This is a genomic window from Erwinia sp. MYb416, from assembly GCF_037479575.1.
GTDB classification, from domain to species: Bacteria; Pseudomonadota; Gammaproteobacteria; order Enterobacterales; family Enterobacteriaceae; genus Erwinia; species Erwinia rhapontici.
This window is the reverse complement of the sequence record NZ_JBBGYT010000438.1, coordinates 77,497-102,037: the sequence shown is the minus strand read 5'-3', so window position 1 is coordinate 102,037 and position 24,541 is coordinate 77,497. Positions and strand designations below refer to the sequence as shown.

Annotated in this window: 22 protein-coding genes; 13 read left to right on the top strand and 9 right to left on the bottom strand. The window is 54.3% G+C overall.

All coding sequences use genetic code 11. The annotated features are described in order from the left end of the window. Positions 1 to 45: 45 nt before the first annotated feature. On the bottom strand, positions 46 to 1,164 hold the full coding sequence (locus tag WH277_RS09880) for an ABC transporter substrate-binding protein (protein WP_133843592.1): 1,119 nt from the start codon (positions 1,162 to 1,164) through the stop codon (positions 46 to 48). A 151-nt stretch (positions 1,165 to 1,315) separates the two neighbouring features. Here WH277_RS09880 and WH277_RS09875 point away from each other — a divergent pair, with 151 nt between their 5' ends. From WH277_RS09875 to yddG, 7 genes are all read left to right on the top strand, one after another. Beyond that, positions 1,316 to 2,326 carry a LacI family DNA-binding transcriptional regulator gene (locus WH277_RS09875; RefSeq protein ID WP_339505463.1) on the top strand — a complete coding sequence of 337 codons (1,011 nt, stop codon included), beginning with the start codon at positions 1,316 to 1,318 and terminating at the stop codon, positions 2,324 to 2,326. Positions 2,327 to 2,678: 352 nt separating this feature from the next. Further along, positions 2,679 to 3,023, top strand: coding sequence for a multidrug/spermidine efflux SMR transporter subunit MdtJ (mdtJ, locus tag WH277_RS09870; protein ID WP_133843594.1), 345 nt, complete (start codon positions 2,679 to 2,681; stop codon positions 3,021 to 3,023). Next, complete coding sequence (mdtI, locus tag WH277_RS09865) at positions 3,010 to 3,339, top strand: multidrug/spermidine efflux SMR transporter subunit MdtI (RefSeq protein WP_133843596.1); 330 nt, start codon at positions 3,010 to 3,012, stop codon at positions 3,337 to 3,339. The genes mdtJ and mdtI overlap by 14 nt, the downstream gene beginning before the upstream one ends. A 180-nt stretch (positions 3,340 to 3,519) precedes the next feature. Further along, the gene (locus WH277_RS09860) at positions 3,520 to 5,352 is read left to right on the top strand and encodes a beta-glucoside-specific PTS transporter subunit IIABC (RefSeq protein WP_159337402.1); all 1,833 of its coding nucleotides are present in this window, start codon (positions 3,520 to 3,522) and stop codon (positions 5,350 to 5,352) included. Then, the gene (locus tag WH277_RS09855; RefSeq protein WP_339505460.1) at positions 5,349 to 6,815 is read left to right on the top strand and encodes a glycoside hydrolase family 1 protein; all 1,467 of its coding nucleotides are present in this window, start codon (positions 5,349 to 5,351) and stop codon (positions 6,813 to 6,815) included. Before WH277_RS09860 ends, WH277_RS09855 begins: the two co-directional genes overlap by 4 nt. A 19-nt stretch (positions 6,816 to 6,834) precedes the next feature. Next, positions 6,835 to 7,668, top strand: coding sequence for a PRD domain-containing protein (locus tag WH277_RS09850; RefSeq protein ID WP_133843603.1), 834 nt, complete (start codon positions 6,835 to 6,837; stop codon positions 7,666 to 7,668). Positions 7,669 to 7,745: 77 nt separating this feature from the next. After that, positions 7,746 to 8,630, top strand: a complete 885-nt coding sequence (yddG, locus tag WH277_RS09845; RefSeq protein WP_339505459.1) for an aromatic amino acid DMT transporter YddG — start codon at positions 7,746 to 7,748, stop codon at positions 8,628 to 8,630. Positions 8,631 to 8,719: 89 nt separating this feature from the next. Here yddG and WH277_RS09840 read toward each other — a convergent pair whose 3' ends face one another. From WH277_RS09840 to WH277_RS09810, 7 genes are all read right to left on the bottom strand, one after another. Continuing rightward, positions 8,720 to 9,970, bottom strand: a complete 1,251-nt coding sequence (locus WH277_RS09840) for an MFS transporter (RefSeq protein WP_339505458.1) — start codon at positions 9,968 to 9,970, stop codon at positions 8,720 to 8,722. Between the two features lie 64 nt (positions 9,971 to 10,034). Beyond that, a complete protein-coding gene (locus WH277_RS09835; protein ID WP_339505457.1) occupies positions 10,035 to 10,997 on the bottom strand; it encodes a VOC family protein in 963 nt (320 codons plus the stop codon). 24 nt (positions 10,998 to 11,021) lie between these two features. After that, positions 11,022 to 11,657, bottom strand: a complete 636-nt coding sequence (gene maiA / locus WH277_RS09830) for a maleylacetoacetate isomerase (RefSeq protein ID WP_133843610.1) — start codon at positions 11,655 to 11,657, stop codon at positions 11,022 to 11,024. A gap of 320 nt (positions 11,658 to 11,977) precedes the next feature. Then, positions 11,978 to 12,736, bottom strand: a complete 759-nt coding sequence (locus tag WH277_RS09825; RefSeq protein WP_339505454.1) for an iron ABC transporter ATP-binding protein — start codon at positions 12,734 to 12,736, stop codon at positions 11,978 to 11,980. Then, complete coding sequence (locus WH277_RS09820; RefSeq protein ID WP_339505452.1) at positions 12,733 to 13,695, bottom strand: iron chelate uptake ABC transporter family permease subunit; 963 nt, start codon at positions 13,693 to 13,695, stop codon at positions 12,733 to 12,735. Before WH277_RS09820 ends, WH277_RS09825 begins: the two co-directional genes overlap by 4 nt. Then, on the bottom strand, positions 13,685 to 14,644 hold the full coding sequence (locus WH277_RS09815) for an ABC transporter permease (RefSeq protein ID WP_133843616.1): 960 nt from the start codon (positions 14,642 to 14,644) through the stop codon (positions 13,685 to 13,687). The genes WH277_RS09820 and WH277_RS09815 overlap by 11 nt, the downstream gene beginning before the upstream one ends. Beyond that, positions 14,645 to 15,586 carry a siderophore ABC transporter substrate-binding protein gene (locus WH277_RS09810; RefSeq protein WP_133843618.1) on the bottom strand — a complete coding sequence of 314 codons (942 nt, stop codon included), beginning with the start codon at positions 15,584 to 15,586 and terminating at the stop codon, positions 14,645 to 14,647. It lies immediately after the preceding gene. Between the two features lie 346 nt (positions 15,587 to 15,932). Here WH277_RS09810 and WH277_RS09805 point away from each other — a divergent pair, with 346 nt between their 5' ends. From WH277_RS09805 to lldD, 5 genes are all read left to right on the top strand, one after another. Next, complete coding sequence (locus WH277_RS09805) at positions 15,933 to 18,131, top strand: TonB-dependent siderophore receptor (RefSeq protein ID WP_339505450.1); 2,199 nt, start codon at positions 15,933 to 15,935, stop codon at positions 18,129 to 18,131. Between the two features lie 210 nt (positions 18,132 to 18,341). Continuing rightward, the gene (locus WH277_RS09800; RefSeq protein WP_171148940.1) at positions 18,342 to 18,776 is read left to right on the top strand and encodes a DoxX family protein; all 435 of its coding nucleotides are present in this window, start codon (positions 18,342 to 18,344) and stop codon (positions 18,774 to 18,776) included. A 253-nt stretch (positions 18,777 to 19,029) separates the two neighbouring features. Next, positions 19,030 to 20,682, top strand: a complete 1,653-nt coding sequence (gene lldP / locus WH277_RS09795; RefSeq protein ID WP_133843623.1) for an L-lactate permease — start codon at positions 19,030 to 19,032, stop codon at positions 20,680 to 20,682. Continuing rightward, the gene (gene lldR / locus WH277_RS09790; protein WP_133843625.1) at positions 20,679 to 21,449 is read left to right on the top strand and encodes a transcriptional regulator LldR; all 771 of its coding nucleotides are present in this window, start codon (positions 20,679 to 20,681) and stop codon (positions 21,447 to 21,449) included. Before lldP ends, lldR begins: the two co-directional genes overlap by 4 nt. Continuing rightward, the gene (gene lldD / locus WH277_RS09785; RefSeq protein ID WP_159337394.1) at positions 21,446 to 22,591 is read left to right on the top strand and encodes an FMN-dependent L-lactate dehydrogenase LldD; all 1,146 of its coding nucleotides are present in this window, start codon (positions 21,446 to 21,448) and stop codon (positions 22,589 to 22,591) included. The genes lldR and lldD overlap by 4 nt, the downstream gene beginning before the upstream one ends. A gap of 166 nt (positions 22,592 to 22,757) precedes the next feature. On the opposite strand, the gene WH277_RS09780 is transcribed toward lldD, so the two are convergent. Further along, positions 22,758 to 23,024, bottom strand: a complete 267-nt coding sequence (locus WH277_RS09780) for a hypothetical protein (RefSeq protein ID WP_339505448.1) — start codon at positions 23,022 to 23,024, stop codon at positions 22,758 to 22,760. A gap of 36 nt (positions 23,025 to 23,060) precedes the next feature. Between WH277_RS09780 and WH277_RS09775 the strand changes: the two genes are divergently transcribed. Beyond that, a complete protein-coding gene (locus WH277_RS09775) occupies positions 23,061 to 24,455 on the top strand; it encodes an amidase (RefSeq protein ID WP_339505446.1) in 1,395 nt (464 codons plus the stop codon). The last annotated feature ends 86 nt before the right edge of the window (positions 24,456 to 24,541 follow it).

The following is a 24,541-nucleotide window of genomic DNA, read 5'->3' as shown; positions in this document are numbered from 1 at the left end:
CAAGGGGCGGCCCAGAAGCGGCCGCCCTTGCGGGATATCTTCAACTTACTCTTTTACACTCACCACAAACGTCCCTTCCGGGGTAACCGGCAGGTATTTTTTGTAGAAGTTCAGATAGTTAGCCAGCGGGTCGATATCCTTAAACAGCTCAGGATAAAGCTGCTTCGCCATATACTGCACCATCGCGAAGTCAGACAGCGTGCGCGATGCGCCCTGATAAACGCCAAAGACTTTGCCATTTTTCACCGCCGGTAACTCGTTCCAGCCACGACGTTGTTCAAAGCCTTTCAGCTTCGTGCGCGCTTCAGCAAGATCCACGCCCTGGCCCATCGGCAGCGCATGCGGATTTTTGTTGTTCTCACGGCCGGAGATAAAGATCGCATCCGGTTTTGAAGCCAGCACCTGCTCAGGGTTCAACGGGCCCCACCACTCCACGAACGGCGTGGCGATATTATTGCCGCCAGCGGCGGTTGCCATTGAGCCCCACATATTTTTGCCGTAGGTAAAGGAGTACTCTTCCGGGCCTTTATTGCCGAACTCAACATACACTTTTGGCTGAGGTTTACCCGCCGCAGCAATACGATCCGCCACCTGCTTCAATGCACCGGCATACAGTGCCGCCATTTCACTGGCGCGCGCATCCTGCCCGGTCAGCGTGCCCAGCACGCGGGTGGAGGCCACATGGCGCTCAACGGTCTGCGCGTTGTAGTCGACGACCACAATCGGGATACCCTGTTTTTCAATGCGCTGAACATCCTGGCCCAGAGCCTGGAACTGCCAGTCGGCAAGAATGACCAGATCCGGGTTCAGACTCAGCACTTTTTCTACCGAGAAGCTCTGTGCTTCCACTTCACCCACATCCGGGATGTTTTTCAGCGATGGACGATGCGCGACGTGCATATTCCAGTTCGCTGGCACCCAGCCTTCCCAGGCTTCACGGGAAATCCCTACGACTGAGTCATAGGCTTTTTCGCCCCCCACGGACATGTAGTCTTCAAAGTAAAAGCCCAGCACGACGCGCTTAGCGGGCAGGTCAACTTTCACTTCACGGCCAATGACATCGGTCAGGGTCTGGACTTTTGCCGATACGGAGGTGGTCACCGCAAGTACAGCAAACGATAACGCGCAAGCCAGCGCGCGCGGGTTAAACAGAGAGGTATTCATGGATGCAGGTTCCTGGTAAGAAACTAAAGGCAAATAAAAATGATTATCAGTTAGATTTGACACGGTTTTTTACACAATTAAACGATTTCCTGCAACTCATTTAACCGCTACATTATTTCTCTACGGAACGGATAACCTCAGAAAGACCTCAATGATGAAATTTTCCATTAAACAGATCGCCGCCCAGGCAGGCGTCAGTAAAGCCACGGTAGACCGCGCCCTTCACAATCGCGGTGCCGTTCATGCCCAAACCGAACGAAGGATCTCGCAGGCAATCCGCGATCTGGAGCAGCAGCAGCGCATGAATCTGGCCAGCGGCAGAACCCTTACCGTTGATGTCATCATGCATACTCCCGCCCGCTTCAGCCAGCTGGTCACCGATGCGCTGCTGGCCGAGCTGGGCAGCTTTGCCCCCTTTCGTCTCACCCTGCGACTGCATCTTTTCGAGGAGATCATCGCGCAGAAGATCCGCCAGCTGATGCTACGCTGCGCCAGCGACAGTTACGGCATCATCCTGAAAGCGGAAAGCAGCCGGGACCTGACGCAGGTGATTGAAGAGCTGCTTAAACAGCGCGTGCCGGTAGTCACACTGGTGACCGACCTGCCGGACAGCCAGCGTATTCGCTATGTGGGCATGGACAATTCGTCTGCGGGTAAAACCGCCGCCTGGTTGATGTCCCGCCTGCTGGGGCAGCATCAGCCGGACGTGGCGGTGGTCACGGGCAGTGCGCATTTTCTGGGTGAGGAAGAGCGCGCAGACGGGTTCTGTGCCGCGATGTCGACGATGGCACCGGGGCTGAAAGTACGCCGGATCAGTGAAGGGTATGGCATTGATTCCCCGACCTACGGCGCCCTGTCACAGCAGTTGGAACAGCATCCATCGCTGGGCGCTGTCTACTGCGCAGGCGGAGGCAACACCGCGATCCTGCGCGCCTTTGCTGATGCGGGGCGCGCGATTGAGGTGTTTATTGGCCATGATCTCGACAGTGAAAACCGTCAGCTACTCAGTGACGGTAAGCTGGATGCGATTATCCACCATGAATTACAGCAGGACGCCCGACGCATTTTTCACAGTATTCTGGCGTTTCACGGTTTTATTTCGCCTCCCGAAGAACAGACGCCATTTTCTAAAGTCAGCGTTATCACGCCTTACAACATGTAAGGCAGTGAAATCGACTGCAAATAACGTAAAAAACCAGCGTAAAGAATTGCAAATTAACCAGCATAACCCTCAATGATCGGGTAAAAGAGGAGCAACATTAACCACCGAGGACAATTTTCTTTCCGCATCGACGAGAAGCAACAACGCGGATAAGTTGTAAATATTATGGATAATATGTGCAAGGCCTGGCAAAACCGCTCTTCCCTTTTTTCTTCCGCTTATTCCCTTTCCGGTGAACAACACTGGCGTAACGCGCTTTAGTCCCCTTTCCTAAAACATATCCCCTGCTGTTTCAGGCAGCCTGACTTCTTTTCGGGCTGGCGTGTAGTTATGTTTGTTGATGGAAAAAATCATGTTTTACTGGATGTTACTGGCACTGGCGATCGCTCTTGAGATCACCGGGACGCTGTTTATGAAGTGGTCGAGCGTCAGCGATAATCAGCTGGGATATTTCCTCATGCTGATCATGATTGCCCTCTCTTATATTGCCCTTTCCGTTTCGATTAAAAAAATTGCGCTCGGCGTTGCCTATGCCATGTGGGAAGGGATCGGTATTTTATTTATTACGCTGTTCAGCGTGCTGTTATTCGATGAGTCGATCTCGCCCGCCAAAATGCTCGGTCTGGCGACGCTGGTCGCGGGTATTGCCCTGATTAAATCAGGTACCACCAGCAGGAGGCAGCATGCAAGCGTTTGAATGGGTACACGCCGTCTGGCTGTGCGCAGCGACCCTGCTGGAAATCGCTGCCAATATCTTCCTTAAACTGTCGAATGGTTTTAAGCATAAAGTCTGGGGCGTGCTGTCACTGCTGGCCGTACTGGCGGCCTTTAGTGCGCTGTCGCAGGCAGTAAAAGGCATTGAGCTGTCTGTCGCTTACGCATTATGGGGTGGATTCGGGCTGGTCGCGACCATTGCAGCAGGCTGGGTAATGTTCGGGCAGCGCCTCAATTACAAAGGCTGGATTGGGGTGGCACTGCTACTGATGGGCATGGTGCTGATCAAGCTGGCCTGATCTCTATCTGCCATACCGCTCACAAATTCTGTTCTGCAAAACGCAATCTGGTTGCCTTTAACCGCGACAAAATATAGAAGTGATCCCAGGCGTGTCACTGGTATCCACCAGGCAAGACCTGAAGCTCTCTCTCACCGGAGGGCTTCAGGTCTTTTTTTTTGCGCAAAAGAGGGTCGTCAGATGAACCACATGGAAACGGCAAAGCAAATTATTACCCTGGTGGGTGGCATCAATAACATTGACCACATTGAGCACTGCTCAACCCGCCTGCGGCTGACGCTCAATGACAACGGGCTGGTCCAGCAGAGCGCGCTGGAAAAAGTGCCCGGCATCCTCGGCGTGCGCGTCAATGTGCAGTGCCAGGTGATCATTGGCAAAGAGGTGATCGGCATTTATGAGGCCGTGCGAGACATGGCCGCCGGGCGCGAGCCGGGCACGAAAACCGCGTCTGCACGCGTCAGCCCCGGAGCCTGGTTTATCGACTTTGTAATCAGCATTTTCCAGCCGCTGATCCCGGCGATTGCCGGTGGCGGGGTACTGAAATCCCTGCTGCTTTTGCTGGATCTGATGGGCTGGCTCAGCCGCAGCAGCTCCACCTGGAAAGTGCTGGATAACATCGGTTCCGCCCCGCTCTACTTCCTGCCGATCCTGGTGGCGATCACCACCGCCACCAAGCTGAAGGTGAATATTCTGGTGGCTGTCTCAGCGGTGTCGGTGATGGTGCTGCCCGCGATGGCCAAACAGCTGGCAGAGGGCGCGCAGTTTCTCTCCCTCGACCTGCAAAATGTCGCTTATGCCTCGCAGGTGTTTCCCGCCATTCTGTGCGTCCTGCTCTATGCGCAAACCGAGAAGCTGTTTAACCGCTACTCTCCCTCTGCCGTACGGGTGTTTCTCTCACCGATGCTGTCGCTGATGGTCACCGTGCCGGTAACGCTGCTGTTCCTCGGCCCGCTGGGCTATGAGTTGGGCGCAGGCATGGCCACAGTGATCTTCTGGCTGTTCAGCAAACTGGGTTTTGTGGCTACCGCGCTGCTGGCAGGCGTGCTGCCCTTTATGGTGGCATCCGGAATGCACAAACCGATGATCCCTTACGTCGTGGCCTCCATGTCACAGTTTGGCCGGGAGATGCTCTACCTGCCCGCTTCGCTGGCGCATAACATAGCGGAAGCCGCGACCTGCTTCGCCATCTACTTCAAAAGCCGGGACAAAATTAAAAAATCCACCGCGCTGTCGGCGGCCATTTCCGCCCTGTGCGGCATTACGGAACCGGCGCTGTATGGCATCACGCTACTGAACAAAAAGGCGCTGTATGCGGTGATCGTTGGCAGCGTGATCGGCGGTGGCTTTATTGGCTGGATGGCGGTAGAAGCCTTTGCGCTGGTGGGGCCGGGGCTGGCGAGTATCTCGATGTTTGTCTCCGCCGATAACCCATACAATATCCTCTATGCCCTGCTGGGTGCCGCGCTGGCGTTTGTCATCACCTTTGTTGCCACCCTGCTGTTCTGGCATGAAGAGCCGCAGCAGGCGGCCAGCCCCGTTCCCACGACCGTCAGTGACTTCGCGCTCAGCAGCCCGGCAGAGGGCACCGTTATCCCCTTAGCCCAGGTGAATGATGACGTGTTCTCCTCCGGCATGATGGGCGACGGCATTGCGGTGATCCCCACCCGCGGCGCGCTGTTTGCCCCGGCTGACGGCACCATCAGCAGCGTGTTCGAAAGTGGTCACGCGCTCAGCATGCTCACCGACAGCGGCGCAGAGCTTATTTTCCATATTGGCATCGACACCATCAAAATGGACGGTCGCGGCTTCTCTCCTAAGGTTAAAGAAAATCAGTCGGTTAAATCCGGCGATCTGTTAGTTGAGTTCGATCTTGAGGCGATTATCGCCGCCGGATTTGATCCGGTGGTTGTCATGGTGGTGACCAACAGTGAGCGTTTTCAGGTGTCAGCGAACACCTCCGCCACTGCGGTTGACCATCCCTGGAACGTGATGACTTTAAAGGAGTCGGTATGAAACAGAACACCCCGGTTTTCCCCCCAAACTTTCTGTGGGGCGCGGCCATTGCCGCTAACCAGGCCGAAGGCGCATGGAACGTGGCGGGTAAAGGCCCGTCGGTTGCCGATGCCATTGCGCACAAATCCAATCTCGACCTGACGGATTACAGCGGCCATATGGCGCTGACCGATGAGAACATCCAGGATGCACTGAACGGCACTAACGACGCCCGCTACCCGAAACGTCGCGGCATCGACTTCTATCACCGTTATAAAGAGGACCTCGCGCTGTTTGCGGAGATAGGCATTAAAGTGCTGCGCGTTTCCATTGCCTGGTCACGCATCTTCCCCGCGGGCGAAGAGGCCGAGCCCAATGAAGCGGGCCTGCAATTCTATGAAGATCTGTTCCGTGAAATGCGTAAGCACAATATCGAACCGCTGGTCACGCTGTCTCATTATGAGATGCCGCTGAAGCTGAGTGAAAAATACAACGGCTGGGTTGATCGCAAGGTGGTGGATGCCTTTGTGCACTACAGCAATGCCTGCTTTGATCGCTATAAAGATCTGGTGCGCTACTGGCTGACCTTTAACGAGATCGACAGTATTCATCGCCATCCGTTCACCACCGCCGGGATCCGCGAAGAGAAATGCGCACCCGGCCAGGCGGTGCAGGACATCTATCAGGGGCTGCATCACCAGTTTGTTGCCTCGGCGCTGGTGACGCGTGACTGTCATGCGAAAATCCCCGGCAGCCAGGTGGGTTGTATGCTGACCAAACTGACAACCTATTCCCGCACCTGCCATCCGCAGGATGTGGAAGCCACGCTGAAGAAGAACCTGGAAAATTACTTCTACACCGATGTTCAGGTCAAAGGCGAATACCCGCCGCTGATCCTGCGCGACCTGGAACGGCGCGGTATTCATCTGGAAATGCAGCCTGACGATCTGACGATCCTGCGCCAGCACACCGTCGACTTCCTGTCGTTCAGTTACTACATGTCGATCACCGAATCCACCCAGCCCGATGCCGAGCGCATTCCGGGCAATACCGTTCTGGGCGTCAAAAACCCCTACCTGCCGGCGTCAGAATGGGGATGGCAGATTGACCCGGTCGGCCTGAAAATTTCGTTGCTGGAGCTGTATGACCGCTACCAGAAACCGCTGTTTATTGTCGAGAATGGCCTGGGGGCAAAAGACGTGGTGGTCGAGGGACAGATACACGATGACTACCGCATTGACTACTTCAGATCACACTTTGAACAAATGCAGGCCGCGATTGATGAAGGTGTTGATCTGTTGGGCTTTACCAGTTGGGGAACCATTGACATTATTAGTGCCGGCACATCGCAGATGTCCAAACGTTACGGCTTTATCTACGTCGATCAGGATGATGAAGGACAGGGCAGCCTGGCGCGTCTGCGTAAAGATTCGTTTTACTGGTATCAACAGGTTATTGCCAGTAACGGCAGCGACCTGAGCTGACCGTCAAGGAACTCTCTCGATGAAAGTGAAGAAATCGCTGAATAACAGCATGCTGCTGGTCCAACGGGACCAGAGCGAGCTGATTCTGTTCGGCAAGGGGATCGGCTTTGGTGCCAAACCCGGTGCTGATGTGGATAGGGATGCCATCGAACAGGTGTTTATCCCACTGGAAGGGGTTAAAACTCAGCACTTTCTCTCACTCACCGATACGGTTCCGGCAGCGTATTTTGACCTGACCCACGACATTATTGCGCTGGCGCAAAAACAGTACGTTGAGAAACTGAACAACGTACTGTTTTTCACCCTGGCGGAGCATCTTTTCTATGCGGTTGAGCGCTGCAAAGCGGGCAATCCGCTGGCAAATAAGCTGAACTGGGAAGTGAAGCGTTATTACCCACGTGAATATCAGATCGGCGTGCAGGCGCGCGACCTCGCCAACGACCGTTTTCGGGTGGTGCTGGATGATGACGAAGCGGTACATATCGCCTTTCATCTGATTAATGCCTCCGGCGATCCGGACAGCGGGGATGCGCATCAGCAGGTTCAGTTAGTGAACCGTATTGCCGAAATCGTCAGATATAAATTGAATAGAAATATCGATATTAACAGCGTGAATTACAATCGCTTTATTACCCACCTGCGTTATTTCGCCGAGCGCGTGATGGCACAAAAAATCGCAACACAGCACAGTGATGACTTTTATCACGAGATGATGAAGTTCCACCCACAGGCAATGTCGATTGCCTGTACCGTACGCGACTATATTCAGGAAAAATATCAGTACCGCTTACCTAATGATGAATTAACCTGGATGGGTATTCATATCAGCCGTTTAGCGGATACGACATCATAAGCCATCAATTCGATGTGAAAAGGCCCTCTACCCTGTAAAATCCTCACGGATAACATCATCACAGCAGGGACCGCACCATGACTCACAAAAAAGCCACGCTGACCGGGCTTATCGCCATCATTCTGTGGAGCGCCATTGTCGGGCTGATACGCGGTGTCAGTGAGGGGCTCGGCGCTGTCGGCGGAGCCGCGATGATCTACACGCTCAGCTCGCTGCTGTTGCTGCTGACGGTGGGATTCCCGAAGGTAAAAACATTTCCCCGCGCCTATCTGCTGTTGGGCAGCCTGCTGTTTGTCAGCTATGAAATCTGCCTGTCTCTCTCGCTGGGCTATGCCCGTAGCGGCACGCAGGCGATTGAAGTGGGCATGGTGAACTATCTCTGGCCCAGCCTCACCGTCCTGTTATCCGTGTTTATCGCCCGGCAAAAATGCAGCCTGCTGATCGTCCTGGGAATGGCGGTCTCCCTCGTCGGGATCGCCAAAGTGCTGGCGGGTGAGCATACGTTGTCGCTGGCGGAGATCGGCAATAACATCGCCTCAAATCCCCTCAGTTATGGGCTGGCCCTCGCGGGCGCCGTGATCTGGGCAATTTACTGCGTACTGACGCAAAAAATAGCCCGGGGAAGTAACGGCATCACACTGTTCTTTATGCTGACCGCACTGGCGTTGTGGATAAAATATTTCTCTGCACCTCAGCCAGAGATGGCCATCACGTTTCCGGTGCTGGTGAGTCTGGCACTGGCTGCGCTGGCAATGGGCCTGGGTTATGCGGCATGGAACATCGGCATCCTGCACGGTAATGTGACGTTGCTGGCCACCGCGTCCTATTTTATTCCCGTGCTTTCGGCCATGCTGGCCGCCTGGATGCTGAACGCCAGCCTGTCGGTCAACTTCTGGCAAGGCGCTGGCATGGTCAGTCTCGGCTCGCTGCTGTGCTGGTGGTCAACGCGTATCAAAACCTAACCCCCCCTGCTTTCACGTCAGCAACGCTAAGTGTACCGATGTCGCGAATGGCGGTCGCTTCCCCGCTACGCGGACGAAGTGACCCGATCTCATTTTTCAAGAGGGATCGGTTCAGGCAATGATTCCAGGCTCGCCAGTTTTGAAACACCTGCCGTATAAATAATAATGAACTGAATCAGAAAACCAATCAAAACAACCCAGATGCAATTATCAATACCAATATATGTTCCCAGCACACCGCCTAATGCCGCCCCAATAGGGCGCGCGCCGAAAGTCGCCATCATCACCAGGGAGGATACACGGCCTAACATATTCTCAGGTGTAATAGCTTGTCGTAAGGTCACGGAAGAAATTGTCCATATTATTGGTCCTACACCGAAGAAAAAATAGCTCAAAATCACAATCGGATAAGAGGGATAAAATAGTGTCACCGCCATCAAAACCGCGCCAAAGAGTGCGCTTGTTGGGCCCAACTTCAGCAGTGTTCCAAAAGATAAACGCCTGCTGATAAATGGCATAATCACTGCACCTGCAACCATCCCAATACCATAAACCCCCATACTGCTGCCAATTAAGTCCGTTGTAAAACTCAGCTTATTCATTGCATAAATAATATATATGGATTGCAATATAAACCATGATATGTTGAAAACAATCGATGTATACAGCATCTGCCTCAGATGTAAATTCCTGGCAACAAACAATGCCCCAACTTTCAAATCCGATAAAATATGTTTTTTCCCTTGCTTAACACGAGGAGGTTCTTTTAAATTTAATATAAGAATAAATGCGATCATCGAAAATACAACAGAAATGACAAAGGACACTGAAAGTCCACTATGAGCGATTAAATAACCTGCAATAGTGGGGCCAATAGCCAGTGCAAGGCAGCGGGCTAATTCGACTCGTCCATTCGCTATGGCCATATTATGTTTGGGTACTAATGCAGGAACCAGAGAAGGCACCGCAATACTGTATACCACGGTACTCGTGGCACCAATAAAACCTAACACAGCCAAAACAGGAATAGAAAGACTTGATTTGAATATAAAAAAACAAATAAGTACTAACGACAAAGCGCGTAATACTTCAGCAGTGAGCATCGTCAGCGTTCTTGAAAGTCGATCAACCAACAATCCTGCAGGAATAGACATCAATAAAAAGGGTAGAGTTTGCGTTAACTGTAAAAAACTTATCTCGCTGACAGATGCATTCAAATAAATAGCGGCGTACATTAACGCACCCGCCAAAGCCAATTGTTCCGAAAGTTGAGCAAAAAGATTAGAAAATGAGATCTTATTAAACTCCCGCGGCAACCGCTCTTGCTTTGATGCCATCATACCTGACCGCCTTAACTGAAAATTACATCAAAAAACATCTGCACTCATTGAATTTAAAAAAAGTTTAATCAATTTTTATTTTCTCTAGCTTATCCATAAATTCACTTTCCTTATCTTTCCACCAGGGAGGAATCATCAGATTACTGCCTAGTGCCTGTGGGGTTTCATCAATACAAAAACCAATATCAGAAGTAGCAAACTCGATGAGAACACCGCCAGGCGATCGTACATAGATAGAATGAAAGTAATTTCTATCTTTAATTTCTGACACATCAGGAAAGCCTAATCCGACAAGGTGTTCTTTAATTTCTAACTGTTCTTTCTCTGTCTCAACAGCAAATGCAATATGGTGCACGATACCTTGTGCAAATCCCCAGGTTCCCTGCGGTAGGGATGGATCGTACAGGACATCGATGGTACGCTGCGGGCCGCCCGCGCCAATGTGAAAGCGTTGATAAGCGCCATCTTCAGCGGCCAGCGTCATCTTAAGACCATCCGTGAAAAAACGTGCTTGTTCAGTGTAATCCCGCACAGAAAGTGTCACGCCAAAAATACCTCGAATAGCATGATCGTCATGGATTTCATCAGTTACCCAACCCTGGATATCATTAACCTCTGATTCCGTTAATTCAAAAACAAGTCCAGAGGGGTGTTCAAATTCAATATATTCCGCACCAAATTTATATTTTTTCGTGATGGGTTTTATTAAATGCAAGGATAAACGTTGTTCCCAAAACGCCATCGATCCGGGTGGAATAGCATAGGCAACTGCACTGATCTGGCCGCTTCCTTTTCGCCCTTTGTATCCGAGATCTTTAAAGGGTAGCGTTGTCATAATCGATCCCGCCTGAGCATCCTGACTGCCATAATACAAATGATAAACAGGGTTTTCACCATCAAACAACACGGTTTGTTTGATCATCCTTTGGCCCAGTATTTTTGTAAAAAAATCGACGTCCTCTTGCGCTCCAGAAACCCCGCTGGTTATATGATGGATTCCTGTCAGATGCCCGTTAATAGCATTCATAATTTTTCCTATGCATTTTTATCATTAAACGCCAAGATAAGATTGTTCCAGTACTTTTTTAAAACCGGGAACCTGAGAAATAATATTATCCAGATACATAATTCTGGGGTAATGATTAAAATCAGAAATGAAACGACGAGCAAGAAACAATTGAGAAGCTAAAAACACGTCAGCAATGGTGGGTTTATCACCATAACAATAACGTCCTTTTTTTGACTCATTAACTAAAATAGCTTCCAATATTTCAAGACCGGACCGTATCCAGTGTACACACCATGCATGAATATCTTGCGGTGTTACATGATGACTGGTCATATACAACCTGACTCGGGCATTTGTTAAAGGTTGCATTTCGCTTGCTATAAACTGGCAGATAGATCTCACCCTTGCCCGATCTTCTGGAGATTCAGGAATAAGTGGATATCTGTCAGGGTATTTCTCTTCTAAGTATTCAATAATAGCGATTGATTGAGTCAAGGTAACATCACCATCAACCAGTGTTGGAACCAGTTTTTGAGGGTTTAATTCATGATACCCCCCTGTCTGATGGCCCCCCTTGGATAAATCCACTTCGATCAGTTTATAATCAAGCTTCTTATATTCCAGTGAAAGGCGAATGCGTATTGATGCTGATGACAAATGAAATGAGTAGAGTTTCATTACATATCCTTATATTTTTCAAAACACATATCCGTTGTTATTCTCACACCGCCCCCAACAATATAAACACCCTATCGACACAACACTCCAAATCTTGCTTTTTCATTCAAAAAACATGGAAATAAAAGTAATCATTGTAAAAACGCCGTGAAACTTTCATAAATGAATTGATGACATGGTGAATTTAATGAGATCACGAGATGTGAGGTTTCTGTCAATAACACAGACACATTTTGTATACGCAGGAAGATGAGGATGAGATTGATGGTGGTACGCAATAAAATGATGTGCAGGGCAGCACTTTTTCCTGCCCTACTGTGTTAGCGGTAATACATCGCAATACGCTGGCCATTGACCTGCTCAACGGTCACGGGCAGATCGAAGATCTGCTCAATCACCTCTGGCACCATCACCTGCTCAGGCGTACCGCGGAATACCACCTGTCCGTCCTTCATCGCCAGGATGAAGTCGGAGTACGCCGAGGCAAAGTTAATGTCGTGGATCACCAGCACGATGGATTTCTCTAACTGATCGGCGGCGCGTCGTAGCTGCTTCATCATCGCCACGCTGTGCTTCATATCCAGATTGTTCAGCGGCTCGTCCAGCAGGACATATTGCGTGTCCTGGCACAGCACCATCGCCACAAAGGCGCGCTGGCGCTGACCGCCGTATAACTCATCCAGATAGCGATGACGCAACGGCAGCAAATCAAGAAACGCCAGCGACTGCTCAATATGCTGGCGATCATTTTCATTAAGCCGCCCTTTGCTGTAGGGATAACGGCCAAAGCTCACCAGATCCCACACCGTCAGACGGCTGGTAAAATGGTTCTCCTGGCGCAGCACTGACAGTACCTTTGCCAGTTTTTCACTGTTGGCATCGCTGACGTCCAGCGCGTCCACCGTCACCACGCCGCTGTCCGCTTTCAGCAGGCGGCTGATCACCGACAGTAACGTTGACTTGCCGGCACCGTTTGGCCCGATAATAGAGGTAATGCCTGACGATGGCAGGGTTTCGCAGATGTTCTGTAACACCGGCTGATTATCGTACTGTTTGCTGACCTGCTTAATGTCGATCACTTCGCGCCCTTTCTCAGCAGTAAATAGATGAACAATGCCCCACCGCTAAACTCAATCACCACCGACAGCGTCCCGGCCATATCCAGCAGCCGTTCCAAAATCAACTGCCCGCCCACCAGCGTGATGATGCCAATCAGCCCACAGCCGGGCAGCAGATACGCATGTCGCCAGCTTCCCATCAGCGGATAGGCCAGATTGACGATCAGCAGGCCGAGGAACATCATCGGCCCCACCAGCGCGGTCGAGACCGCCACCAGCAGCGAGATCAGCAGCAGTAAACCGGTGACATGACGTTGCCAGGCAATACCAAGCGCAATAGCGCTATCCGGCCCCAGCGCCATCACATCCAGACGGTGACGCAATCGCCAGACCAGCGTGGCAACCACGGCAATCACCCCGGCTGAAATCAGCAGCACATCGCTGTCGGCACGGGTAAACGTGGCGAAGATGCGGCTTTGCAACACCGCGAACTCACCCGGTTCCATCAGGCGCTGCATCAGGCCCGAGATACTGCGGAACAGCGTGCCGCACACCAGGCCTATCAGCAGCACCCGGTGCAGATCCAGCCCGGCGCCCCCTAACAGCCAGCGATACAGCAACGTGGCAAACATCACCAGCAGTGCGCTTTCGGCGATGAAGCGCCCTACGCTGCCCAGCATATTCAGCCCGCCGACATCCAGCGCGAAGATCAGCAGCGTCTGCATCAACACAAACAGCGACTCCAGCCCCATCACCGACGGCGTCAGAATGCGGTTACGGGTCAGGGTCTGAAACAGCAACGTACTGATGCCGGAGGCGAAACCGACCAGCACCATCGTGGCGAGGATCTGCCCGCGATGCCGCAGGATATAAGCGATATTGCCGTGCAGACCGAGGGTCATGAAAATCCCCATCAGCACCAGCAGCAGCGTCGTCAGCAGCAACAGGCGTTTGCCGGGTGACAAAGCATCAGTGCGCATGGCGTTTCGACCTCACAATCAGCACGAGGAAGATCATCGCGCCCAGCACGCCAAGCAGCGCACTGACCGGAATTTCAAACGGGTGGATGATCAGACGGCCGAGAATATCGCAGCCGATCACCAGCATCGCGCCCACCAGTGCCACCCAGGGCACGGTGCGCCGCAGGTTGTCACCCAGCGCCAGGCTGACAATATTAGGCACAATCAACCCCAGGAATGGCAGCACGCCGACCACCACTACCACCACGCCACTGATCATGGCGATCATTGCCATCCCCATCAGCATCACGCGGCGATAGTGCAGCCCGACATTGACCGAAAAATCACGCCCCATGCCCGCCACCGTAAAGCGGTCAGCCATCACCGCTGCCAGCAGTGTGATCACGCCCACCGCCCACAGCAGTTCATAGCGTCCCTGCATCACGCTGGAAAAGTCGCCTGATTCCCAACCGCCCAGCGACTGGAGCAGATCAAACTTCATCGCAAGGAAGGTGGTGACTGAACTGAAAACCGCGCCCAGCATAATGCCGGCCAGTGGAACCATCAGGGAGGATTTCATACGGATACGCTGGATCATCAGCATAAACAACGCGGTGCCTGCGAGGGCAAACAGTGTGGCAACGCCCATTTTCAGCATGATCGGCGCGGCAGGGCTGATGATCATCACCAGTAGCAGTCCCAGACTGGCAGACTGCGTGGTGCCGACCACCGAAGGCTCAACAAAGCGGTTTTGCGTCAGCATCTGCATCATCAGCCCTGCCACGCTCATCGCGCTCCCCGCCAGCAGTAACGCGGCGGTACGGGGAAAACGGCTGATCAGCAGGATCTCCCGCATTTCAGGATCTGACCACAGACTGAGCAGAGTGACACGGCTGACGCCGACAAACAGGCTGCAAACAATCAGGCCCAGCAGTAATGCCAGGCCTGCAATAAAGGCTACGGATTTCATTTACGGCTGGGTTTTCGTTTTATCCAGCACCTGCTTCACCTGAGTCATCAGATTGCTGTAGCTCTGAATGCCGCCTGCAATATAAAGCGAACCGGAATCGAGATAGACCACCTGCTGTTTTTTCCAGGCATTGGTTTTACGCACCAGCGGGTTATCCAGCACCTGCTGTGCGGATACGCCCTCTTTGCGGCCAATGGCGCTGTCGCGATCCAGCACAAACAGCCAGTCAGGATTCGCTTCCATGATGAACTCAGGCGACACCGCATTACCGTGTTTGCCGGTTTCCGGGAAAGCCGTGGCCGGTTTAAATCCCAGCACATCGTAGATAAAACCAAAACGTGAACCCGGTGAGTGCGCGCTGATCTTGCCGCCGTTAATCATCAGCATCATCGCGCTACCGGCGGTGGCGGACTCTTTACGCACGTCAGCAATCTGGGCATTAAACGCCGCAATCACCTGTTGTGCCTTCTCTTCTTTACCGAAGATCGCTCCCAGTTGTTCGGTACGTTCGGTCAGGCTTTGCACGAAGTGTTTCGGGTCGAGATCCAGTGAGAGGGTCGGGGCAATTTCACTCAGCTTGCCATAGGCATCATGAGCGCGGGCACCGGCCAGAATCAGATCGGGTTTGGCATTGCTCAGGGCTTCAAAGTTGGGTTCAAACAGCGTGCCGGCATTCAGATACGCCTTGCCATTGTACTTCGCCAGATGCTGCGGATAGTGCGCGCTGGTTTGTGGCACCCCCATCGGGTTAATCCCCAGGGCATCAGCAATATCCAGCGTTGCCGGGCTGAGGATCACCACACGTTGCGGATGTTTCGGCACAGCGGTGGAACCCTGCGCGTGCACGACCGTCAGTGCGGGAGCATCTGCTGCAAAGGCCGCAGGCGCACAGGCGAGCATGGCGGAAAACAGCGATAAAACGAAGGCCTGAGGGAAGCGCATTTTCTCTCCTGAGAATCAGATAAGTAGCAAAAATGAGAACGATTCGCGTTCGATTTTGTTGCGGGATAATAACGACTGCCTGGCAGGATGGGTAGACAGAACATGGCATCCGCTGTTCACAAAACAGACAAACCTCACAATCCGTATCAAATAAGAAGATTGCGAGCCAAATGTGAAGGATGCAATCAATTGATTTATAGCGAATTAAATATAACCACTGACTTTTACTGACAAAACTGGCCAATTGTGGAGATTTTAAGGATTCGTATTTCCCACCATAGAAATGATAACAATTATCGTTATCATGCACATTCTCTTACAACACCGAACAATTTGAGATGATGCGATGAACAGGAATGGACGCTTTCGATTACACCCTCTGGCACTGCTACTGACCGCCACGCTGGCCGGGACGGCCAGTGCCGATGACGATACCGCCCCCGCCAGTGACGTGGAAGATGTGCTGCTGGTACAAAAAACAGCAGAACAGGAGTTAAAACAACAGCCTGGCGTCTCTATCATCACGGCAGAGGATATCGCGAAGAACCCGCCAGTGAACGATTTGTCCGACATCATCCGCAAAATGCCCGGCGTCAACCTGACCGGAAACAGTGCTAACGGCAGCCGGGGGAATAACCGCCAGATTGATATTCGCGGTATGGGCCCGGAAAACACCCTGATCCTGATTGACGGCGTGCCGGTCAGCTCGCGTAACTCCGTGCGTTACAGCTGGAAAGGCGAACGTGATACCCGTGGCGACAGCAACTGGGTACCAGCTGAAATGGTCGAGCGTATTGAAGTGCTGCGTGGCCCGGCCGCCGCCCGCTACGGATCCGGTGCCGCCGGTGGCGTGATCAATATTCACACCAAGCGCCCGACCAAAGACTGGCACGGTTCCCTGTCGCTGTTTACCAACCAGCCGGAAAACAGCAAAGAAGGTGACACCAAACGTGCCAACTTTAGCCTGAGCGGCCCGCTGGCGGGTGACGCGTTGACCATGCGCCTCTACGGTAACCTCAACAAAACCGACGCCGATGCCGCCGATATCAACCAGGCGCAAAACGGCGCGTATGCCGCGGGCCGTGAAGGGGTGCGTAACAAAGATATTAATGCGCTGGTTTCCTGGAAAATGACCCCCTCGCAGATCCTCGACTTCAGCTATGGCTACAGCCGCCAGGGCAATATCTACGCCGGAGATACCCAGTACAGCAATGGCAACATCAGCCCCGGTGGCCTGGTCGACTCGCTGTACGGTTCCGAGACGAATCGCCTGTACCGTCAGTCTTACGGCCTGACCCATAACGGCTTCTGGGAATGGGGCGATTCTAAGCTCGCCTTCAACTATGAAAAAACCAATAACACGCGCCTGAAAGAAGGTTCTACCGGACGCGTGGAAGGGATGATTAACAGCGACGAGTACAGCACCAGTCGACTGGAAAATTACCGTGCCAGCGCGGAAGCCAATATGCCGATGGACCGCTGGATTGAGCAAACCGTGACCCTCGGCGCTGAGTGGAATCACGAAAAGCTGGACGACAGCGCCTCCATGTCAGCCACCGATGCCAGCGGCGTGATCATCGGCGATATGTCGGGGGATCCGGCCAATCGCAGCAGCAAGAACAGCGCGACCACGGCCGCACTCTACGTCGAAGATAATATCCAGCCATGGGAAGGCACCTTCCTGATCCCGGGCGTGCGTTTTGATCACCACAGTGAATTCGGCAGTAACTTTAGCCCGAGTTTTAACTTCTCTCAGGACCTGGGTGAAGGGTTCAAACTGAAAGCCGGTATTGCGCGGGTGTTTAAAGCCCCGAACCTCTACCAGTCAAGCGAAGGCTACCTGCTGGCCACCCGGGGTAACGGCTGTCCGACTTCAGTTGCTACCGGCAGTTGCTATCTGCTGGGTAACACCAATCTGGATGCCGAAGTCAGCGTCAATAAAGAGCTGGGGCTGGAGTTTGCTGCTGATGGCTATGCCGCGGGTGTGACCTGGTTCCGCAATGACTACAAAAATAAAATCGTCTCCGGCACCGACCTGCTCGGCACCGCCTCTAACGGCTATAACATCCTGCAATGGGAAAATGGTGGCAAAGCGCTGGTGGAAGGGCTGGAAGCCAGCCTGACGATCCCGGTGGTGCGTGACGTGCTCGACTGGCGGACTAATGCCACCTATATGCTGGAGTCGAAAGACAAAAAAACCGGTAACCCGCTGTCGATCATCCCTAAGTACACCATCAACTCGATGCTGGATTATCAGATTACCGATAAGTTCTCCACCGAGCTGAACTGGACGCTGTACGGACGCCAGAAGCCGCGTGAATTTGTGGAAAGCCGTCTGGAAGGCAGTAGCGGGCTATCCAGTAAAGAGATCGGGGCATATTCCCTTGTCGGGCTGAATCTCAACTATAAGTTCACCAAAAACCTGAGTGTGAAAGGCGGCGTCAGCAACCTGTTTGATAAGCAGATTTACCGCGAAAATGACGGCGCTTCTACTTATAATGAACCGGGTCGCGCGTACTATGCGGGCGTAACGATGGGCTTCTGATAGCCGGTTTCAACAACACAGAGCAACACGGTTCCTGTGGGGGCTGACCTTTTGTTTCGGTCAGTCCCTTGGACCCATCCACGCCTTTCCTGAAACCTTCCCACTATTCCCCGCATTTTTTGACTTTGGACAAGGCTACCGTCAGTAGCCGTATGCCAAAAGATGAGAATGAGTATTATCTGATGATAACCTCACACGGGAATAACAATGATGATAGCCAATACGCTTACCCGCTTTAACCAGCTGTTTTCTCATCCTGATTTTGCCAAATTATTGCTGCGCCTGACGGTCGGCGGCCTGATGCTGTTCCACGGCTGGCATAAGCTGCATTCCGGCATTGGCGGCATTCAGGGCATGCTGGCCGCGCACGGGCTTCCGTCTTTCATCGGTTACGGCGTGCTGATCGGAGAAGTGGTGGCCCCGCTGCTGTTGATCTTCGGCATTCTCTGCCGCCTCTCAGCCCTGACAATCATTGGCACCATGGTGGTGGCGTGGCTGCTGGCGGGTCTCGGCGACACCTTCAGCCTGAGCCCGGTCGGAGCCTGGGCGATTGAGAGCATGGCTTTCTTTGCGTTCGCCTCACTGGCGATCCTGTTCCAGGGCGGCGGAAAATATTCGGTCGTCGGCCACAGCGCCTGGCGTTAATCGGGCCCTCTTCTGTTCAACGCATCCGCTGCGGGTGCGTTTTTTATCTCCCCCCTCTGACCTCACTTCTTCGCCCAACATGGTCCTACCAATCGTAAAAAAACAGCCATACCGGCCACATAAAAGCAAAAATTGGGCAACAATCATTGTATTCAACTAACAAAATATTAACTATCAGCAGCTGTTAACCCCCATACAGCTGAATTGGTAGGACCGTAATCAGCAGGGGTGAAAAAACTCTGGAGAACCCTGCATGCAACCCTGGCAACAAGTGTATGACCCGTTGAACAATATCTGGCTATCCAGCCTGATTGCCGCCATCCCTATCCTGTTTTTCTTCTTTGCGCTGATTAAGCTCAAGCTGAAAGGCTACCTCGCCGCCACCATCACCGTGGTGCTGGCGCTGATGGTGGCGCTGTTTCTTTACCGCATGCCGGTGGATCGCGCGCTGGCTTCGGTGGTGTATGGCTTCTTCTACGGACTCTGGCCGATTGCCTGGATTATTATCGCCGCTGTTTTTGTTTATAAAATTTCGGTGAAAACCGGGCAGTTCGATATTATTCGTGCCTCAATTTTGTCGATCACCCCCGATCAGCGCTTGCAGATGCTGATTGTCGGCTTCTCGTTCGGTGCGTTTCTTGAAGGGGCCGCCGGGTTCGGTGCACCGGTGGCGATCACCGCTGCGCTGCTGGTCGGCCTTGGCTTTAATCCACTGTATGCGGCGGGTCTGTGCCTGATCGTCAATACGGCCCCCGTGGCCTTCGGGGCAATGGGGATACCGATTATTGTTGCCGGGCAGGTCACGGGGCTGGACAGCTTTGAGATCGGCCAGATGGTTGGCCGCCAGCTGCCGTTCCTGACCATTATCGTGCTGTTCTGGATCATGGCGATCATGGATGGCTGGCGTGGGATCAAAGAGACCTGGCCTGCGGTGATGGTGGCCGGGGGATCGTTCGCCCTTGCCCAGTATCTCAGCTCTAACTTCCTCGGCCCTGAACTGCCGGACATTATCTCTTCGCTGGTGTCGCTGGTATGTCTGACGCTGTTCCTGCGCGTGTGGAAACCGGTGCGCATCTTCCGCTTTAAACCGGCGGATAATGCCCCTGAACAGCCACTGGTGGTGGAGAAATACCGCACCGGGCAGATTGTCCGTGCCTGGATGCCGTTCCTGTTCCTGACCGCCACCGTTACGCTGTGGAGTATTCCCCCGTTCAAGGCGCTGTTTGCACCTGGCGGTGCGTTGTACAACCTGGTGGTGAATATCCCCATCCCGTTCCTCGACAAGCTGGTGGCGAAGATGCCCCCCGTGGTCAACGCCATCACGCCTTACGCGGCGGTGTTTAAATTCGACTGGCTGTCGGCGACCGGTACCGCGATTATCGTGGCGGCGCTGATCTCCATCGTCTATCTGAAGATGAAACCTGCTGATGCCCTGTCGACGTTCCGCAGCACGCTGAAAGAACTGGCATTGCCCATCTACTCTATCGGCATGGTTCTGGCCTTCGCCTTTATTTCTAACTACTCCGGACTGTCAGCCACGCTGGCACTGGCGCTGGCCCATACCGGCCCTGCGTTCACCTTCTTCTCGCCGTTCCTCGGCTGGCTGGGCGTGTTCCTGACCGGGTCGGATACCTCGTCTAACGCCCTGTTTGCCGCCTTGCAGGCCACCACGGCGCAGCAGATTGGCGTGTCCGATCTGCTGCTGGTGGCAGCGAATACTACGGGCGGCGTGACCGGGAAGATGATCTCTCCGCAGTCGATTGCCATTGCCTGTGCGGCGGTGGGGCTGGTCGGGAAAGAGTCGGACCTGTTCCGCTTTACCGTGAAACACAGCCTGATCTTCACCTGTATGGTTGGGGTGATCACCACGCTACAGGCCTACGTGCTGACCTGGATGATCCCATGACCGCCTCAGGCTCACTGATCGATCGTCTGCGAACGCTGATCGCCGATCGCCAGCTGATGGCAGGCGCCCGCCTGCCATCCGAGCGTAAACTGGCGGATGAACTGACGGTGTCGCGATCCTCACTGCGTGAAGCCCTGAAAAAGCTGGTGGGTGAAGGGGTGCTGTTCAGCCGCCACGGCGGGGGATATTACCTGTGTGAAGCGCCGCCACCGTGGTCGGAACAGCGCATCGTCCAGCCGCTGAAAGCGCTGGTGGCAGATGATCCGGACTACCGTAACGATATTCTGGAAGCACGTCATGCCATCGAAGCCAGCACCGCCTGGTATGCGGCGCTGCGGGCGACCGATGCTGATAAAGAAAAGCTGCAGAGCTGTTTTGACGCCATCCAGCAGCAGGAGAGTCTGTCACCGGAGATGGCCACGCAGGCCGATGTGCGCTTTCATCTGGCGATTGCTGAAGCCTCGCATAACGTGGTGCTGTTACAGACCATGCGCGGCTTCTTCGATCTGCTGCAATCCTCCGTGGCACACAGCCGCCAGCGTATGTACACCGTACCGACGATTTTTGCTCACCTGACGGAGCAGCATGAAGAACTGCTGCTGGCGATCCTCGCGGGCGATGCGGAACGGGCCAGCCAGGCGGCGAAAAGTCACCTGGGTTTTGTGCAGACCACGCTCAAAACCCTGCATGAAAATGAAGCCCGGCAGCAGCGCAGCACTCGCCTGCCGGATGACGATACCGATGTCACAAGGGAAGAAAATCGATGATTATTTCAGCCGGAACCGACTACCGTGCCGCAGCCAAACGCATCCTGCCCCCGTTCCTGTTTCACTATATTGACGGTGGCGCTTACGCAGAACATACGCTGCGGCGTAACGTCGATGACCTGGCGCAGATCGCGCTAAAACAGCGTGTGCTGAACGATATGTCCACCCTCAGCCTGCAAACCACGCTGTTTAACGAAACACTGTCGATGCCGGTGGCGCTGGCCCCGGTCGGGCTGTGCGGGATGTACGCCCGCCGTGGTGAAGTGCAGGCAGCGAAGGCCGCCGCGGCGAAGGGTATTCCGTTTACCCTCTCCACCGTATCGGTGTGTCCGATTGAAGAGGTGGCCCCGGCGATCTCCCGCCCGATGTGGTTTCAGCTCTATGTACTGAAAGATCGCGGTTTTATGCGTAATGCGCTCGAGCGTGCCAAAGCCGCAGGCTGTTCCACGCTGGTGTTTACCGTGGATATGCCGACGCCTGGCGCGCGCTATCGCGATGCGCATTCGGGGATGAGCGGCCCGAACGCCGCCCTGCGCCGCTACTTGCAGTCCGTTACCCATCCGCAGTGGGCCTGGGACGTTGGGCTGCACGGCAAGCCGCATGACCTGGGCAATATCTCCGCCTATCTCGGGAAACCCACCGGGCTGGAAGATTATATTGGCTGGCTGGCGAATAACTTCGATCCCTCTATAAGCTGGAGCGATCTGGAGTGGATCCGCGAGTTCTGGGATGGCCCGATGATCATCAAAGGCATTCTCGATCCTGACGACGCACGCGATGCGGTGCGCTTCGGTGCCGACGGCATTGTGGTATCCAACCACGGCGGCCGTCAGCTGGACGGCGTGCTGTCAACGGCGCGTGCGCTGCCCGCCATTGCCGATGCGGTGAAAGGCGATATCGCCATTCTGGCCGACAGCGGCATCCGCAACGGGCTGGACGTGGTGCGGATGATGGCGCTGGGCGCGGATACCGTGTTGCTGGGCCGTGCGTATCTTTATGCGCTGGCAACAGCAGGTCAGGCTGGGGTGGAAAATCTGCTGACGTTGATCGAGAAAGAGATGCGCGTGGCGATGACGCTGACCGGCATGAAATCAGTGGCGGATATTTCGCGTTCGGCACTGGTGGAGAACGGATTGGGTTAAACTCAACTTAGCGCAAGGGCCGACCACTGAGAGATCCCCAGTCATTTTTTGTGGCTGCCAGTTTGGCTTCCGGTCTGAGGCCAGTTTGAGCACGCCGGATCGGCAAAACCCGCATCCTTGCGGGCCTCGGCTCGCGGCATCCCTGCCGCGTGACGTCCGGCTTACCTCAAGCTGGCCCCATCCCCGCAAAAACTGTGCTCGCGGTCAGTTTTAAAACCACCATCACATGACGCTCTAAGCGGGAAAGCGAAATGCCCTTGACGTTGACCTGAACAATCCTGCAGGCCATCGTCACAGATCGATCAGAACAAATTATCGCAATATTATGGCAGCTTTGAAACCATAGGGAGCGCCATGAAAACTCAGTGGCTGCCCCGCCACACTTCTTGTCCATCTCAACAAAGCCCACCGTTGCCCACTGCTTTAGCTTCAACAGGTCAACTCCACTTTGCCTACGGGAAGCTCAATCATGAACGATGTGCACTATCTCAGCCTGTCAGAAGTCGGCCAGCGTATTCAGTCACGCGAACTCTCTTCCGTCGAGGTCACACAACACCTGCTCGCACGTATCGCCCGCCTCGACCCGACGCTGCACAGCTACCTGCATGTCATGAACGAAAGCGCACTGCAACAGGCGCAGCAGGCCGATGATGAGATTGCCCGGGGGCACTTCCGTGGCCCCTTGCACGGCGTTCCCATCGCCCTGAAAGATCTGATCTGGACCAAAGATGCCCCCACCACCCACGGTATGAGCATCCATAAAGATTTCTATCCGGCGGAAGACTCCACGGTCGTGGAACGGTTCCGGGCAGCCGGGGCGGTCATCTTAGGCAAGCTGGTACAGACAGAAAGCGCCTTTGCCGATCACCATCCCGAGGTCACCCATCCCATCAATCCCTGGGGAGAGGCGCTGTGGACCGGCGTGTCGTCCAGTGGGTCCGGTGTGGCCACCGCCGCCGGGCTGTGCTTTGGCGCGATAGGTACCGACACGGGCGGCTCCATTCGCTTCCCGTCCAGCGCCAATGGCCTGACGGGCATCAAACCGACCTGGGGCCGCGTCACCCGCCACGGTGCATTTGAACTGGCCGCGTCGCTTGACCATATCGGCCCGATGGCGCGTTCCGTCGCCGATGCCGCCGCCATGTTGCAGGCCATTGCCGGGCGCGATGAAAAAGACCCGACCTCCAGCACCCAGCCCGTTCCCGACTACCTGGCGCTGATGACCAAAGGGCTGAAAAAATGCCGCATCGGCCTCGACAGCGCCTGGGCGCTGGACGGTGTGGATGCCGAGACACGCAGCGCCCTGACTCAGGTGCTCACCACCCTGACCTCGCTGGGGGCAGAAATAGTCCCGATCACCATGCCAGACACCGATGAAGCGGCCCGTGACTGGAGCGCACTGTGCGCGGTAGAAACGGCCGTCGCTCATGAAAAAACCTTCCCGGCGCAGCGCGACCAGTACGGGCCAGGGCTGGCCGGATTACTCGACCTCGGCCACTCGCTGAGTGCGCTGGAGTACCAGAAGCTGTGGCTGCGCCGTGCCAGCCTGCGCGGCACCCTTAATGCGCTGTTTGAGCAGGTCGATCTGATCTTCGCCCCCGCCAACAGCTTTGCCGGGCTGACCTGGGAAACCATGGACCGCTTCGGCACCGACGACGAGCTGTTCCGGGGTGTGCTGCGCTTTACCAGCGCGTTTGACAGCAGCGGCCACCCGACTATCACCCTGCCCTGCGGCAAAACCGCCGCGGGTGCACCGATTGGCTTCCAGCTGGTCGCGGCCCACTTTGATGAAACCCGCGCCATCCAGGGCGGCTGGGCCTGGCAACAGGTGACCGAGTGGCACCGGATGCACCCCGAACTGTAACCTTTCGCCCTGCTGCGGCGCACCCGCTCCCCGCGATGGTGCGCCCGGCTTTGCCCTTCTGCCATGCTGAAAAAATCCCTTTAACA

Excerpts from the sequence above, each read along its gene's own strand:
- WH277_RS09880 (WP_133843592.1), bottom strand. The coding sequence starts at position 1,164 with ATGAATACCTCTCTGTTTAACCCGCGCGCGCTGGCTTGCGCGTTATCG.
- WH277_RS09875 (WP_339505463.1), top strand. The coding sequence starts at position 1,316 with ATGATGAAATTTTCCATTAAACAGATCGCCGCCCAGGCAGGCGTCAGT.
- mdtJ (WP_133843594.1), top strand. The coding sequence starts at position 2,679 with ATGTTTTACTGGATGTTACTGGCACTGGCGATCGCTCTTGAGATCACC.
- mdtI (WP_133843596.1), top strand. The coding sequence starts at position 3,010 with ATGCAAGCGTTTGAATGGGTACACGCCGTCTGGCTGTGCGCAGCGACC.
- WH277_RS09860 (WP_159337402.1), top strand. The coding sequence starts at position 3,520 with ATGAACCACATGGAAACGGCAAAGCAAATTATTACCCTGGTGGGTGGC.
- WH277_RS09855 (WP_339505460.1), top strand. The coding sequence starts at position 5,349 with ATGAAACAGAACACCCCGGTTTTCCCCCCAAACTTTCTGTGGGGCGCG.
- WH277_RS09850 (WP_133843603.1), top strand. The coding sequence starts at position 6,835 with ATGAAAGTGAAGAAATCGCTGAATAACAGCATGCTGCTGGTCCAACGG.
- yddG (WP_339505459.1), top strand. The coding sequence starts at position 7,746 with ATGACTCACAAAAAAGCCACGCTGACCGGGCTTATCGCCATCATTCTG.
- WH277_RS09840 (WP_339505458.1), bottom strand. The coding sequence starts at position 9,970 with ATGATGGCATCAAAGCAAGAGCGGTTGCCGCGGGAGTTTAATAAGATC.
- WH277_RS09835 (WP_339505457.1), bottom strand. The coding sequence starts at position 10,997 with ATGAATGCTATTAACGGGCATCTGACAGGAATCCATCATATAACCAGC.
- maiA (WP_133843610.1), bottom strand. The coding sequence starts at position 11,657 with ATGAAACTCTACTCATTTCATTTGTCATCAGCATCAATACGCATTCGC.
- WH277_RS09820 (WP_339505452.1), bottom strand. The coding sequence starts at position 13,695 with ATGCGCACTGATGCTTTGTCACCCGGCAAACGCCTGTTGCTGCTGACG.
- WH277_RS09815 (WP_133843616.1), bottom strand. The coding sequence starts at position 14,644 with ATGAAATCCGTAGCCTTTATTGCAGGCCTGGCATTACTGCTGGGCCTG.
- WH277_RS09810 (WP_133843618.1), bottom strand. The coding sequence starts at position 15,586 with ATGCGCTTCCCTCAGGCCTTCGTTTTATCGCTGTTTTCCGCCATGCTC.
- WH277_RS09805 (WP_339505450.1), top strand. The coding sequence starts at position 15,933 with ATGAACAGGAATGGACGCTTTCGATTACACCCTCTGGCACTGCTACTG.
- WH277_RS09800 (WP_171148940.1), top strand. The coding sequence starts at position 18,342 with ATGATAGCCAATACGCTTACCCGCTTTAACCAGCTGTTTTCTCATCCT.
- lldP (WP_133843623.1), top strand. The coding sequence starts at position 19,030 with ATGCAACCCTGGCAACAAGTGTATGACCCGTTGAACAATATCTGGCTA.
- lldR (WP_133843625.1), top strand. The coding sequence starts at position 20,679 with ATGACCGCCTCAGGCTCACTGATCGATCGTCTGCGAACGCTGATCGCC.
- lldD (WP_159337394.1), top strand. The coding sequence starts at position 21,446 with ATGATTATTTCAGCCGGAACCGACTACCGTGCCGCAGCCAAACGCATC.
- WH277_RS09775 (WP_339505446.1), top strand. The coding sequence starts at position 23,061 with ATGAACGATGTGCACTATCTCAGCCTGTCAGAAGTCGGCCAGCGTATT.